The organism is Roseomonas sp. E05, assembly GCF_030063475.1.
Taxonomy (GTDB): domain Bacteria; phylum Pseudomonadota; class Alphaproteobacteria; order Acetobacterales; family Acetobacteraceae; genus Pseudoroseomonas.
This window is the reverse complement of record NZ_JASIRT010000012.1, coordinates 106,673-118,859: the sequence shown is the minus strand read 5'-3', so window position 1 is coordinate 118,859 and position 12,187 is coordinate 106,673. Positions and strand designations below refer to the sequence as shown.

The window sequence follows — 12,187 nt, the reverse complement described above, 5'->3', positions numbered from 1 at the left end:
CGCCGCAGCGGCTTCCTCCTTTGGCAAGCCCCGGCAGTCACCCTGCGCAGCGCCCCTGCCGTCACAAGGAGTTGCCACTCCGTGCCGCCGCGCACCGGCACTGCCTTCCGCCACGCCCTGACTCGCCGCGCCATGACCCTGGGCGCCCTGGCACTCAGCCTGCCGGCGCGGCGGGGTCAGCGCGTCGTGCTGGAGGTCGAGGCGCTGGGCGCGCTGCAAGCGCGGGTGGTGCATCACGCCGAGGGCCTGCTGCGCGTGCGCTTCCTGGAGCCCCCGCCGCAGCAGCGGCTCAGGCTGGCGTGGCTGACCCGGCCGCCCGAGAGGCGGAGGAAACCGCCGCACCCTGCGCAGCCACCGGAATAGCCACTGCGATCGCCCTTGGGGCGGGCGGCGGGGCGGCCGAACCGCCGAGGTCCGGCTCGCGGCGCCCCCCGCTTGTGGCCGCGGGGGCGCGATGCCATCTGCCCTGCATGAACGTGACTTCCCAGACTCAGATCAACGATCCGATTGGCTGGCACGGCACCACCATCCTGTGCGTGCGCAAGGACGGCAAGGTGGCCATGGCCGGCGATGGCCAGGTCAGCCTCGGGCAGACCGTGGTCAAGGGCAATGCGCGCAAGGTGCGCCGCATCGCCAATGGCCGTGTGCTGGCGGGCTTCGCCGGCGCCACGGCCGATGCCTTCACCCTGCTGGAGCGCCTTGAGGCCAAGCTGGAGCGCTTCCCCGACCAGCTCGAACGCGCCGCCGTGGAACTGGCCAAGGACTGGCGCACCGACCGCTACCTGCGCCGGCTGGAGGCGCTGCTGGCGGTGGCCGACAAGAGCCGCTCCCTGCTGATCACCGGCAATGGCGACGTGCTGGAGCCGGAGGACGAGATCATCGGCATCGGCTCGGGCGGCAACTTCGCGCTGGCCGCCGCGCGTGCCCTGATCGACGTGGACGGCCTCACCGCCGAGGAGATCGCGAAGAAGGCCATGACCATCGCCGCGGGCATCTGCGTCTACACCAATGGCCGCTTCGTGCTGGAAACCCTCTGAATGATGACCGAGACCGTCAATCTCTCCCCGCGCGAGATCGTCTCCGAGCTGGACCGCTTCATCGTCGGCCAGCATGAGGCGAAGCGCGCCGTCGCCATCGCCCTGCGCAACCGCTGGCGCCGCCAGCAGCTCCCCGAGGGGATGCGCGAGGAGGTGGTGCCGAAGAACATCCTGATGATCGGCCCGACGGGCTGCGGCAAGACCGAGATCGCCCGCCGCCTGGCCCGCCTGGCCGATGCCCCCTTCATCAAGGTCGAGGCGACCAAGTTCACCGAGGTCGGCTATGTCGGGCGGGACGTGGAGAGCATCGTCCGTGACCTGATCGAGGTCTCCATCACCCGCACGCGGGAGGCCGCGCGCAAGGAGGTGCAGGCCAAGGCGGAGCTGGCGGCCGAGGAGCGGCTGATCACCGCGCTGGTCGGCGAGGGCGCCTCGGGCGAGACGCGGATGAAGTTCCGCCGCATGCTGCGCGAGGGCCAGATCGAGCAGAAGGAGGTCGAGGTCCAGGTTGCCGACCAGGGCGGCGGCACGCCGATCGGGATGATGGACATGCCGGGCATGCCGCCCGGGCAGATGGCCAACATCCAGGAGATGATGGGCAAGATGTTCGGCAAGCCGGCGCGCAACCGCAAGATGACGGTGGCCGAGGCCCGCATCGCCCTCACCCAGGACGAGGCCGACCGGCTGCTCGACCAGGACAAGCTGACCCGCGCCGCTGTCGAGCATGCCGAGAACCACGGCATCGTCTTCGTGGACGAGATCGACAAGGTCTGCGCCCGCACCGGCGAGGGCGGCTTCCGCGGCGGCGATGTTTCACGTGAAGGCGTGCAGCGCGACCTGCTGCCGCTGATCGAGGGCACCACCATCACCACCAAGTACGGGCCGGTGAAGACCGACCACGTGCTGTTCATCGCCTCCGGCGCCTTCCACGTGGCCAAGCCCTCCGACCTGCTGCCGGAGCTGCAGGGCCGCCTGCCGATCCGCGTCGAGCTGGGCGCGCTGACGCGGGAGGACTTCCGCCGCATCCTGACCGAGCCGGAGCACAGCCTGGCGAAGCAGTATGTCGCGCTGCTGGGCACCGAGGGCGTCACGCTCGACCTGACGGAGGACGCCATCGAGGCGATCGCCGACCTCGCCGCCGAGATCAACGCGCGGGTCGAGAATATCGGCGCCCGCCGGCTGGCCACGGTGCTGGAGCGGCTGCTGGAGGAGGTCTCCTTCGGCGCCAGCGACCGCGCGGGTGAAACGGTGCGGGTGGATGCGGCCTATGTGAAGGAGAAGGTCGCGCCGCTGGCCGCCAACGCCGACCTCAGCCGCTTCATCCTGTAACGGGGGCATCTGCGCATGAGCGAAACGACCGGCGAAACCCAGGGGGAGAGCCAGGGGGAAACCCAGAGGGAAACCCGCAGCGAGACCCTGCCCGCGCCCCTGCCGCTGCCTGCCGAGGCCGAGGCGCAGCTCGCCGAGGCGCGGCGGGTGCTCGACGAGTCCTCGCTCGCCGCGCGGCTCGCCGGCATGGCCGGCACGCCGGTGGAGGCGCTGCGCGCGCGGCTGCCCGCCGCGGCGCGGGGCATGGTGGACACGGCGGTGCGCAAGGCGCTGGCCAAGGCGCTGGAGGCCGCCATGCGCAGCGAGCCCGGGCGCAGCCTGCCGGGGCTCAGCACGGAATGGCTGCACCGCGGCCTCGCCGCCGCCAGCGGCGCGGCGGGCGGCGCCTTCGGCCTGCCCGGCACGCTGGTGGAGCTGCCGGTCTCGACCACGCTGCTGCTGCGGCAGATCGGGGCCGAGGCCGCCGCCGCCGGGGAAGACCCGACGCAACCCGAAACCGGCGCCGAGTGCCTGAAGGTCTTCGCCCTGGGTGGCCCCAACCCGGCGGACGATGCGAGCGAGACCGGCTACTTCGCCACCCGCCTGGCGCTGGCGCAGTTCCTGCCGAACATGAGCGCGGCGCTGCTGCCGCGCTTCATCGCCGCCATTGCCGCGCGCTTCACCGGGCCGCTGATGTTCAAGCTCTCGGTGCAGGCCGCGCCGGTACTCGGGGCGGCGGCGGGGGCGGCGGTGAACCTCGCCTTCCTCGAGCATTTCCGCGCCATCGCCCGCGCGCATTTCTGCGTCCGGCGGCTGGAGCGGGAATACGGCGCCGATGCCGTGCGCTCGGCCTATGAGGTGCTGGCGGCGCGGGCGAGGCATCGCACCGCCTGAAGGCCCCTCAGGCCACCAGCTTGATGCCGTCCTCCGGCGCCGCCTCGGCGGCGGCCGGAGTCAGCTCCAGCAGATCCATGCCGTTGCCGGTGCCGGGATCGAAGCGGGCGGCGACCTCCACCGCCTTCGCCGCCGCGTGGCCGAGCGCCATGACGGCCATGGCATAGTCCCGCCCCGAGCCGATGGCGACGAAACCGTCCTCCACCGGCCAGCGGCTGTCGCGGTTGTGCATCCAGCAGATGCCGTCCGGCAGGATCTCCAGCGCCGAGGCCCAGCGGTCGCTGTCCTGGCAGTTCGGGCGGTCGCCGCCTTTCTCCAGCCACTCCAGCATCTGCGTGCAGACGCCGAAATCGCCCGTGGCGCCGATCAGGCGGCCATCGTCGGTGCGGCGGATCTTGGTGGTGGAGTAGGTCGTCGTGCCGCTGCTGATGCGGCGGTCCGCAGCCAGCGTGGTCCCGTCCCAGGCGATCGTCGTCATGGCCACCCTCGATTTTGGAGGAGAGCCCCTTTCTCTCATCACGGATTCGTGAATTTCAAGGAAAATCCGCTTTGCCTCCGCAGCGGTCGCGCCTGCCGGATCTCTCCTGCCGCGGCCAGCCCGGCACAGGCCCGCCAATATAACACTGCCGTAACCCCTCGATCATCCAGGCGCCATCTCCGCCGCCTAAGCGGACCCCGCACCAGGCGAGAAGCGGTGCCGCTCCTCGCCTCCCGCGACCGCCACCCACGCCAGACGGAGAACGCCGCCATGGTCAGCTTCGCCACGCTTGACGGCCTGCCCACCACCATCATCGCCCATCGCGGCGCCAGCGGTTACCGACCCGAGCACACGCTGGAAGCCTACAAGCTGGCGATCGAGATGGGTGTCTCGGTCATCGAGCCCGACCTGGTGCCGACCAAGGACGGCCACCTGATCGCCCGCCACGAGCCGCTGCTGGCCGACACCACGAACGTCGCCGACCATCCGGAATTCGCCGACCGCCGCACCACTAAGGTGATCGACGGCACCACCGTCACCGACTGGTTCATCGAGGACTTCACGCTCGACGAGCTGAAGACGCTGCGCGCCAAGGAACGCCTCGGCGACGCGCGGCCGGAGAGCCAGTCCTATGACGGGCAGTTCCAGCTCGTGACGCTGGAGGAGATCATCGGCCTGGTGAAGCAGGTCGAGGCCGAGACGGGCCGCCAGATCGCCATCGCGCCCGAGACCAAGCACCCGACCTATTTCGAGTCGATCGGCTACGACACCAGCGAGATGCTGATCGAGGTGCTGGTGGCGGAAGGCTTCACCGACCCCGACCGCGTCTACATCCAGTCCTTCGAATCCGGCAACCTGATCGCCCTGCATGACAGCATCATGCCGGCGGCCGGCGTGGACATCCCGCTGGTGCAGCTCGGCAACGCCTCCACCCCCGAGGCCCTGGCGGCGATCGCGCGCTATGCCGACGCGGTGGGGCCCAGCAAGGACGCCATCCGCCTGCGCGCGCGCCTGGCGGAGCCGGTGGATGCCGATGGCGATGGCGTGGCCGAGATGCGCTACACGCTGACCGGGGCGGTCAGCCCGCTGGTGGAAAACGCGCATGCCGCCGGGCTGGAGGTGATCCCCTACACCGTCCGCGCCGAGGAGAGCTTCCAGGCGCTGAACCCGGACGGCACGCCGCAGACGGCGGAGCAGGAGATCCTGGCGCTGATCAGGCTCGGCGTGGACGGCCTGTTCACCGACAACGCCGATATCGGCGTCGAGACGCTGAACGCCTATCTGGTCAGCGACGCCACGGACGCCGATGACCGCCTGACCGGCGGCGACGTGATCGACTACATCGCCGGCGGCAACGGCGCGGACCTCATCAAGGGCCTGGGCGGCAATGACGTGCTGCTCGGCGGCAATGGCGATGACCGCCTGGAGGGCGGCGAGGGCAATGACGGCCTCTACGGCCAGGCCGGCAACGACCGGCTGTTCGGCGGCGCCGGCGACGACCGCCTCTTCGGCGATGACGGCGACGACGTGCTGGATGGCGGCATCGGCAACGACCGGCTGGACGGCGGTGCGGGCGCCGACCGCCTGACGGGTGGCGAGGGCAACGACGTGCTGCTCGGCGGCGCCGGCGACGACGTGCTGCTGGGCGGGGCGGGCGCCGACCGGCTGGATGGCGGCGCGGACACCGACCGCCTGGAGGGCGGCGAAGGCAACGACGTGCTGATCGGCGGCGCCGGCGACGACGTGCTGCTGGGCGGGGCGGGTGCCGACCGCTTCGTCTTCGCCCCCGGTTCCGGCACCGACCGCATCAACGGCTTCGCGCCGGGCCAGGACCGGATCGACGTCAGCGCCTATGGCTTCACGGGCTTCGAGGCGCTGCAGATCGTCGCGCAGAGCGGGCGCGCCGTGATCCAGCTCGATGCCGATGACAGCATCACCCTGGCCGGCGTCGAGGCCGCCAGCCTGAGCGCCGGCGACTTCCTCTTCGCCTGAGCGGCGGGCGGGGCCGGCGGGGCGGTGCCCTGCCGGCCCCGCCTCACGCCGGGCGCCGCGCCTTCAGCGCCGCCGCCAGGGTGCCGTCGTCCATCACGTCCAGCGCCCCGCCCATCGGCACGCCCTGGGCGAGCTGGGTGACGGCGACGCCCGAGGGGCGCAGGCGGTCGGTCAGGTAGTGCGCCGTGGTGGCGCCATCGACGGTTGCGGGCAGCGCCAGGATCACCTCCCGCACCTCCCCCGCCGCCACGCGCTCCAGCAGCGCGGCCACCCGCAGGTCCTCCGGGCCGACGCCGGCCAGCGCCGAAAGCACCCCGCCCAGCACATGGTACAGGCCGCGATGGACATGGGCGCGCTCCAGCGCCCAGAGGTCGGCCACACCTTCCACCACGCAGAGCACCTCCTGCTCGCGGGAGGGGTCGGTGCAGATGCGGCAGGGGTCCTGGGTGTCGAGATTGCCGCAGATGCGGCAGGGGCGCACCGCCTCCGCCGTCTCGCGCAGCGACTGCGCCAGCGGCAGCATCAGCCCGCCCGGGTCCTGCAGCAGCTTCAGCGCGGCGCGGCGGGCGCTGCGCCGGCCCATGCCGGGGAGCCGGGCGAGCATGGCGACCAGGCGCTCGACCTGATCCGGGCCACGCACACCCGACATGCTCAGAACGGCAGCTTGAAGCCGCCCAGGCCGCCGCCCATGCCCGGGATGTTCAGCCCGGCCGTGGCCTTCTGCATTTCCTCGGCCATCATCGTCTCCACCTTCTGCTTGGCGTCGGCATGGGCGGCAACGATCAGGTCCTCCAGCACCTCGCGCTCATCGGCCGCCATCAGGCTGGGGTCGATGGCCAGGCGCTTCAGGTCGCCCTTGCCCGTCAGCGTCACCTTGACCATGCCGGCCCCGGCGGCGCCCTCGACCGTCATGGCCTCCAGCTTGGCCTGCATTTCCTGCATGCGGGCCTGCATCTGCTGGGCCTGCTTCATCATCGCGCCAAGGTTCTTCATGGGCTCTCCCCCAGGGAATCAGGTGGAATCAGGTGGAATCGGATGGGTCGAAGTCGTCGAGATCGGCCGGTTCGGCATCGGGCGGCGCGAAGTCCGGCCCGTCATCCGGCGCTTCCGGAATGGGCGGCAGGCCGTATTCGTCCAGGCTGTCGTCCCGCAGCGCCTCCACCTGGGCGCCGGGAAAGGCGAGCAGGATGGACTGCACCAGGGGATGCGCCTTGGCCATCTCCAGCCGCTCGCTGGCGACGTGGCTGCGCTGCTCGGCGATGGTCGGCTCGCCCGGCGCGTTGGACAGCGAGATGGTCCAGCGGCTGCCGGTCTGCTCCTGCAGCAGACGCGAGAGCTGGGCGGCGAGGTCGCGCGGGGCGTTCTCGGTCTGGCGCAGCTCGATGCGGCCGGGGGCGAAACCCACCAGATGCGTGTGGTGCAGCAGGTGGGCATGCAGCATCGGCGCCCGGCCGGAGGCCAGCGCCACCACCTCGCGGAAGTTGCGCGGCTGCGGCGGGGCGGCGGGAGCGGGCTCGGCGGCCATCACGGCGCCGCCGCCGGCCATGGCACGGCTGCCGCCGCCGCCGGGTGCCAGGCCGGGCTGCGCCATTCCGGGCTGCGCAAGGCTGGCGCCGCCCTCGGTCAGCCGCTTCACCAGGTCGCCCGGCGTCGGCATGTCGGCCAGATGCGCGAGGCGGATCAGCACCATCTCGGCCGCCGCGCGGCGGTCCGGCGCCTCGGCCACCTCGCTGATGCCCTTCAGCAGCACCTGCCAGGCACGGCCCAGCACGGGCACCGAAAGCTTTTCCGCCAGCGCCACGCCGCGCACCCGCTCCGCCTCGGGCAGCGCGGGGTCCTGCCGCAGGGCGGGCACGGCGCGCAGGCGGGTCAGGGTGTGGGTGAGGTCCAGCAGGTCGGCCAGCACCACGCCGGGATCGGCGCCGCGCTCATGCCCGCGGTCCATGGCGGCCAGCACGGCGGCGATGTCGCCCTGGAAGGTGGCCTCCAGCAGGTCGAAGAGCAGGCCGCGGTCCGCGAGGCCCAGCATGTCCCGCACCAGGTTGGCCTGCACGCCCTCCGGGCTGCCGGCGGCCTGGGCGATGGCCTGGTCGAGCAGGGAAAGACCGTCGCGCACCGAGCCGTCCGCCGCGCGGGCGACCATGGCCAGCGCCTCCTCGGAGGCGGGCACGGCCTCGGCCTCGGCGATGCGGGCGAAATGCGCGCGCAGCTGCTCCTGCGGCACGCGGCGCAGGTCGAAGCGCTGGCAGCGCGAGAGGATGGTGGTCGGGACCTTGCGGATCTCGGTCGTTGCGAAGAGGAATTTGACCTGGGGCGGCGGTTCCTCCAGCGTCTTCAGCAGCGCGTTGAACGCCGCTGTCGAGAGCATGTGGACCTCGTCAAGGATATAGACCTTGAAGCGCGCCCGGGCCGGGCGGTAGCGCACCGCCTCGCGCAGCTCGCGGATATTGTCCACGCCGTTGTTGGAGGCGGCGTCCAGCTCCAGCACGTCCGGGTGGCGGTCAGCCAGGATCGCCTGGCATTCCGGGCAGACGCCGCAGGGATCGGCGGTCGGGCCGCCATTCCCGTCCGGCCCGACGCAGTTCAGCGCGCGGGCGATGATGCGGGCGGTGGTGGTCTTGCCGACGCCGCGCACGCCGGTGAGCATGAAGGCATGCGCCACCCGGTTCTGCGCGAAGGCATTCCTCAAGGTCCGCACCAGCGCCTCCTGGCCGATCAGGTCGGCGAAGGTCTGCGGGCGGTACTTGCGGGCGAGGACGCGGTAGGGGGTGGCCGGCGCCTCGGCGGCGGCCGGGGCGGGCGCAGCGGCGGCCGGCGCGGGCTCCTCGCCGAACAGGCCCGGCCCCTCGGGCGGGGGCGGCTGGTCGAGGCTGTCGGGGAGCAGGTCGCTTGGCATGGCGCGCGGCGTGAATCCGGTGCTGGCCGCGGCGGGCCGTGGGGCGGGAGTTTGGAAGGCCGCCAGATGGGGGAGGCCTCCGGTGGAAGACCGGCGGAACGACCCAGACGGAAACTCGTTGCGGCTGCTTCCTTCCGGACCTGACCGGGTTGGCGAGGCGCCTGTCCGCCGCCGACCTTCCACCGCCCAATATCATGCCTGGCCCCCGCCGGAGCAAGGGGGGGGTGGCGAAACTCCCGGCCGGTTGCCGGGGCGGCCGCCGCGTGGCAGGGTCCGGGGCAGCATGCTGTCCATCCCGGCTTCCCGTCCCAACGCCTATACCGGCAGCCCCCTCGACCGCGCCTCCGGCCGGCGGGAGGATGCCGACTTCATCAACGCCGCCCTGAGCTCGCCCGAGGCGCTCTACGTGCCGGTCTGGCGCAGCCGCTCGCTGATGCGAGGTGTCGAGGAAGGCCACCCGGAGGCCGTCCTGCTCTCCCCCGCCGCCGCCGAGGCGGTGCGCATGGCCGGCGGCCCCTGGGCCTTCCTGGGCCTGTGGGACGGCCGCCCGGTCTTCGCGGTGGACTGCTCCGCCGCCGAGGACCCCCTCCCCCTGCTCCCCGAGGGCTTCGGCGGTTTCACCGATCTGCGCGCCGTGGCCGGCCTGCTGCCGCCGGGCGAGGCCAGCGTGCTGGCGCATGCCCGCGGGCTGATGCACTGGCGCGTGCGGCACCGCTTCTGCGGCGTCTGCGGCGGCGCCTGCGAGCCGCGCTCGGCCGGCAATGCCATGGCCTGCACGGTCTGCAATGCGCAGCACTTCCCGCGCACCGACCCGGCGGTGATCATGCTGGTGACGGACGGCCCTCGCGCCCTGCTCGGCCATTCCACCCGTTTCCCCAACAGCGTGATGTACTCGACGCTGGCCGGCTTCGTGGAGCCGGGCGAGAGCCTGGAGGAGGCGGTGCGGCGCGAGGTGATGGAGGAGGTCGGCGTGCAGGTCGGCGCGGTGCACTACCACTCCTCGCAGCCCTGGCCCTTCCCCGCCTCGATCATGCTCGGCTTCCATGCCGAGGCGCTCTCCGGCGAGATCAGCATCGACCCGGAGGAGCTGCGCGACGCGCGCTGGTTCACCCGCGCCGAGATCCGCGCCCCGGAGCAGCACGGCTTCGCGCTGCCGCGCCTCGACTCGATCGCGCGGCGGCTGATCGAGGACTGGCTGGAGGCCGAATGATGCGCACCCTCCCTCTCCTGGCCCTGCTGCCGCTGCTCGCCGCCTGCGCCAGGACGCCCAGCCCCATCCCGACCGACGAGCCGCTCTCGCCGGTGCAGGCGGCCTGCCGCGATGAGGCGCGGAAGGCCCAGTCCGTGGACGACTTCGCCCGGCAGCTGAACATGAACAACCCCAACAACCGGGACCGGGTGATGCACGACATGCGGGTGGCGGAGCTGCGCGCCTATCGCGACTGCCTGCGTCGCAACGGGCTCGCCTCGCCGGGCGGCGTCGAATCGCCGGGGCCACCGCGGTGAAAGGCCAGGGGGCGCTGCCCCCTGGGCCCCCGCCGGGGGGATAGTATCCCCCCGGACCCCGCCAGCAACGGCCACTGCATCGCTTCGCGCCGGAGGGCATGGCCCTCCGGCGACTGCCGGTGCCGTATGCGCTGCCGTTTGAATGTTCCTGCCATCCGGCAAGCGCGCGCCTGGAAGCCTGAGAGCAAAAAACGCAAGGCGGGGTCCGGGGTGGCACTGCCACCCCGGCGGGGATCAGGGGGCAGCGCCCCCTGCTCCGCTTTCAGCCGCCTGCGACGCCCTGTACCGTCAGCAGCACGCTGTAGATCGAGCGTGAGGCCGCCATGAACAGCCGGTTCCGGTAAAGGCCACCGAAGCAGAGATTGGCGCAGCGTTCCGGCAGGTCGATATGACCGAGCGGCTCGCCCTGCGGGCTGAACACGCGGACGCCGTCGAAGTCCGGCCCGCCCATGCCCCAGCCGCACCAGAGATTGCCCTCGGTGTCCAGGCGGAAGCCGTCCGGCGTGTCGCCCGGCTCGCCCTGCACGGCCACGCGGCGGTTCGCGATGCGCCCGTCTTCCGTCACGTCATAGGCGGCGATGCGGCGCGGCTCGGCGCGGCTCTCCACCACATAGAGGATGCGCTCGTCGGGCGAGAAGGCCAGGCCGTTGGGGCCGGCCAGTTCGTCGGTCAGCAGCGTCACGGCGCCGGTCTGGCCGTCGATGCGGTAGACGCCGTGCGGCAGCTCGGGCTCGGCCTTGTGGCCCTCGATATGGCCGGCGATGCCGAAGGGCGGGTCGGTGAACCAGACGCTGCCGTCCGACTTCACCACGACGTCGTTCGGCGAGTTCAGCCGCTTGCCGTCGTAGCGGTCGGCCAGCACGGTGATGCGGCCGTCATGCTCGGTGCGGGTGACGCGGCGGCCGCCATGCTCGCAGGTGACGAGCCGGCCCTGCCGGTCCCGCGTGTTGCCATTGGCGAAGTTGGAGGACTGGCGGAACACCGTGACCTGCCCGGTGACCTCGTCCCAGCGCAGGATGCGGTCGTTCGGGATGTCGGACCACAGCAGGGCGCGATGGTCGCCGAACCAGACCGGCCCCTCCGCCCAGCGGCAGCCGCCGGCCAGCTTCTCCACCGCCCCGTTCATCGCCCGGAAGCGGTGGAAGGAAGGATGGAAGGCGCGGAAGCGCGGGTCCGGGTAGCGCTGGCTCGGCTCCCAGGGCGTCTCGTTCTGAATCATCGGGCCTCTCTCCCTTCGGGCGGCCGCAGCCTGCCATGGGCGCCACGGCACGGCCAGGGAGGGGCAGCCGTCAATCGGCGCTCAGGGATTGCGCTGTCCGGGCTTTTTCTGCGCCGGCGGATCGCCGGTCCATTCGTCGGTGATCAGCGCCTGGGCCTCGCTGATCCGGTCCTGCTCGCGCCCGGAGGGGGGTTTCGGGATGTAGCCCTCCGAGGCCTTTTCGGCGGGGTAGCGGGCCTTCGGACCTTCCGGCGGCTTGGCGGTCATGCGGGGCCTCCCTTCTGCTCTGCCTGGAACACCCGTCCTGAACGCCGAAGCGGCGGCGCCGTTCCATCGCGGCGGCGGCGTGGCGTCTCAGTCCTGGCGCCGCCGCAGTCTTTCCCAGCCCGCCAGGAGGGCGTCGTAGGGGAGCGCCAGCCCCTCACGCGCCCGCCACCACCAGCGCTCGCGCCAGTCATGGGCGGCCTCGGGCGGCGGTGCGGCGTGGGCCGGCACGCCGAAGGTGCGCAGCAGCATCACGCAGCGCAGCAGATGATAGCCGCTGCTGACGGCAAAGACCGGCCCCTCATGGCCTTGCAGCATCCGGGCGCAGGCGCGGGCGGAGCTGAGCGTGTCAGTGGCGGTGAGCTCCGGCCGGATGGCGGGGCCGGGCACGCCGAGATCCTGCAGCAGCCGCGCCATCACCTCGGCCTCGGGCGGGCCGTTGCGGCCCTGCCCGCCGGTCGGGATGTAGAGGGGGTCCTGCAGCGTGGCGCCGAAGGCGGCGGCGGCCATCACCCGGCGGCGCATGGTCAGGCTGGGGCCGCCATCGGCCCGCACCGCCGCGCCGAAGATGACAATGGCCGGCCTGCTCATCG

General features: G+C 72.2%; 14 protein-coding genes and 1 other RNA gene. 7 read left to right on the top strand and 8 right to left on the bottom strand.

Going from position 1 to position 12,187, the window contains the following annotated elements:
• The first annotated feature begins 81 nt into the window (after positions 1-81).
• From QMO56_RS14270 to QMO56_RS14255, 4 genes are all read left to right on the top strand, one after another.
• Positions 82-363 (top strand): hypothetical protein, encoded by a 282-nt coding sequence (locus QMO56_RS14270; protein WP_283526625.1) that lies wholly within the window; start codon positions 82-84, stop codon positions 361-363.
• A 107-nt stretch (positions 364-470) separates the two neighbouring features.
• On the top strand, positions 471-1,037 hold the full coding sequence (gene hslV / locus QMO56_RS14265; RefSeq protein WP_283526623.1) for an ATP-dependent protease subunit HslV: 567 nt from the start codon (positions 471-473) through the stop codon (positions 1,035-1,037).
• Positions 1,038-1,040: 3 nt separating this feature from the next.
• The gene (gene hslU, locus QMO56_RS14260) at positions 1,041-2,366 is read left to right on the top strand and encodes an ATP-dependent protease ATPase subunit HslU (protein ID WP_283526668.1); all 1,326 of its coding nucleotides are present in this window, start codon (positions 1,041-1,043) and stop codon (positions 2,364-2,366) included.
• Positions 2,367-2,381: 15 nt separating this feature from the next.
• Entirely contained in the window at positions 2,382-3,239 is an 858-nt protein-coding gene (locus QMO56_RS14255; RefSeq protein WP_283526621.1) for an EcsC family protein, read from the top strand.
• Positions 3,240-3,246: 7 nt separating this feature from the next.
• On the opposite strand, the gene QMO56_RS14250 is transcribed toward QMO56_RS14255, so the two are convergent.
• Positions 3,247-3,717, bottom strand: coding sequence for a hypothetical protein (locus QMO56_RS14250; RefSeq protein ID WP_283526620.1), 471 nt, complete (start codon positions 3,715-3,717; stop codon positions 3,247-3,249).
• 216 nt (positions 3,718-3,933) lie between these two features.
• Here QMO56_RS14250 and QMO56_RS14245 point away from each other — a divergent pair, with 216 nt between their 5' ends.
• Positions 3,934-5,709, top strand: a complete 1,776-nt coding sequence (locus QMO56_RS14245; RefSeq protein ID WP_283526618.1) for a glycerophosphodiester phosphodiesterase family protein — start codon at positions 3,934-3,936, stop codon at positions 5,707-5,709.
• Positions 5,710-5,752: 43 nt separating this feature from the next.
• Here the strand turns inward: QMO56_RS14245 and recR are convergent, their stop codons facing one another.
• The 4 genes from recR to ffs all read right to left on the bottom strand — a co-directional run bounded on the left by recR (position 5,753) and on the right by ffs (position 8,782).
• Complete coding sequence (recR, locus tag QMO56_RS14240) at positions 5,753-6,358, bottom strand: recombination mediator RecR (RefSeq protein ID WP_408906529.1); 606 nt, start codon at positions 6,356-6,358, stop codon at positions 5,753-5,755.
• A gap of 2 nt (positions 6,359-6,360) precedes the next feature.
• Positions 6,361-6,702, bottom strand: a complete 342-nt coding sequence (locus QMO56_RS14235; protein ID WP_283526614.1) for a YbaB/EbfC family nucleoid-associated protein — start codon at positions 6,700-6,702, stop codon at positions 6,361-6,363.
• 28 nt (positions 6,703-6,730) lie between these two features.
• Positions 6,731-8,605, bottom strand: a complete 1,875-nt coding sequence (locus QMO56_RS14230; RefSeq protein WP_283526612.1) for a DNA polymerase III subunit gamma/tau — start codon at positions 8,603-8,605, stop codon at positions 6,731-6,733.
• A gap of 85 nt (positions 8,606-8,690) precedes the next feature.
• An RNA gene (gene ffs, locus QMO56_RS14225) (signal recognition particle sRNA small type) lies at positions 8,691-8,782 on the bottom strand.
• A 106-nt stretch (positions 8,783-8,888) separates the two neighbouring features.
• Between ffs and nudC the strand changes: the two genes are divergently transcribed.
• Both nudC and QMO56_RS14215 read left to right on the top strand, forming a co-directional pair.
• Positions 8,889-9,815, top strand: coding sequence for an NAD(+) diphosphatase (gene nudC / locus QMO56_RS14220; protein ID WP_283526610.1), 927 nt, complete (start codon positions 8,889-8,891; stop codon positions 9,813-9,815).
• Complete coding sequence (locus tag QMO56_RS14215) at positions 9,812-10,111, top strand: phosphoribosylamine--glycine ligase (protein ID WP_283526608.1); 300 nt, start codon at positions 9,812-9,814, stop codon at positions 10,109-10,111. The genes nudC and QMO56_RS14215 overlap by 4 nt, the downstream gene beginning before the upstream one ends.
• A 262-nt stretch (positions 10,112-10,373) precedes the next feature.
• On the opposite strand, the gene QMO56_RS14210 is transcribed toward QMO56_RS14215, so the two are convergent.
• From QMO56_RS14210 to QMO56_RS14200, 3 genes are all read right to left on the bottom strand, one after another.
• A complete protein-coding gene (locus QMO56_RS14210; protein ID WP_283526606.1) occupies positions 10,374-11,330 on the bottom strand; it encodes an SMP-30/gluconolactonase/LRE family protein in 957 nt (318 codons plus the stop codon).
• Between the two features lie 81 nt (positions 11,331-11,411).
• The gene (locus QMO56_RS14205) at positions 11,412-11,597 is read right to left on the bottom strand and encodes a hypothetical protein (protein WP_283526604.1); all 186 of its coding nucleotides are present in this window, start codon (positions 11,595-11,597) and stop codon (positions 11,412-11,414) included.
• Positions 11,598-11,684: 87 nt separating this feature from the next.
• Positions 11,685-12,185: a YdcF family protein gene (locus QMO56_RS14200; protein ID WP_283526603.1), complete on the bottom strand. Its 501-nt coding sequence runs from the start codon at positions 12,183-12,185 to the stop codon at positions 11,685-11,687.
• Positions 12,186-12,187 lie beyond the last annotated feature (2 nt).

Coding starts and splice junctions, on each gene's coding strand:
- hslV (WP_283526623.1), top strand. CDS start 471: ATGAACGTGACTTCCCAGACTCAGATCAACGATCCGATTGGCTGGCAC.
- hslU (WP_283526668.1), top strand. CDS start 1,041: ATGACCGAGACCGTCAATCTCTCCCCGCGCGAGATCGTCTCCGAGCTG.
- QMO56_RS14255 (WP_283526621.1), top strand. CDS start 2,382: ATGAGCGAAACGACCGGCGAAACCCAGGGGGAGAGCCAGGGGGAAACC.
- QMO56_RS14250 (WP_283526620.1), bottom strand. CDS start 3,717: ATGACGACGATCGCCTGGGACGGGACCACGCTGGCTGCGGACCGCCGC.
- recR (WP_408906529.1), bottom strand. CDS start 6,358: ATGTCGGGTGTGCGTGGCCCGGATCAGGTCGAGCGCCTGGTCGCCATG.
- QMO56_RS14235 (WP_283526614.1), bottom strand. CDS start 6,702: ATGAAGAACCTTGGCGCGATGATGAAGCAGGCCCAGCAGATGCAGGCC.
- QMO56_RS14230 (WP_283526612.1), bottom strand. CDS start 8,605: ATGCCAAGCGACCTGCTCCCCGACAGCCTCGACCAGCCGCCCCCGCCC.
- nudC (WP_283526610.1), top strand. CDS start 8,889: ATGCTGTCCATCCCGGCTTCCCGTCCCAACGCCTATACCGGCAGCCCC.
- QMO56_RS14215 (WP_283526608.1), top strand. CDS start 9,812: ATGATGCGCACCCTCCCTCTCCTGGCCCTGCTGCCGCTGCTCGCCGCC.
- QMO56_RS14210 (WP_283526606.1), bottom strand. CDS start 11,330: ATGATTCAGAACGAGACGCCCTGGGAGCCGAGCCAGCGCTACCCGGAC.
- QMO56_RS14205 (WP_283526604.1), bottom strand. CDS start 11,597: ATGACCGCCAAGCCGCCGGAAGGTCCGAAGGCCCGCTACCCCGCCGAA.
- QMO56_RS14200 (WP_283526603.1), bottom strand. CDS start 12,185: ATGAGCAGGCCGGCCATTGTCATCTTCGGCGCGGCGGTGCGGGCCGAT.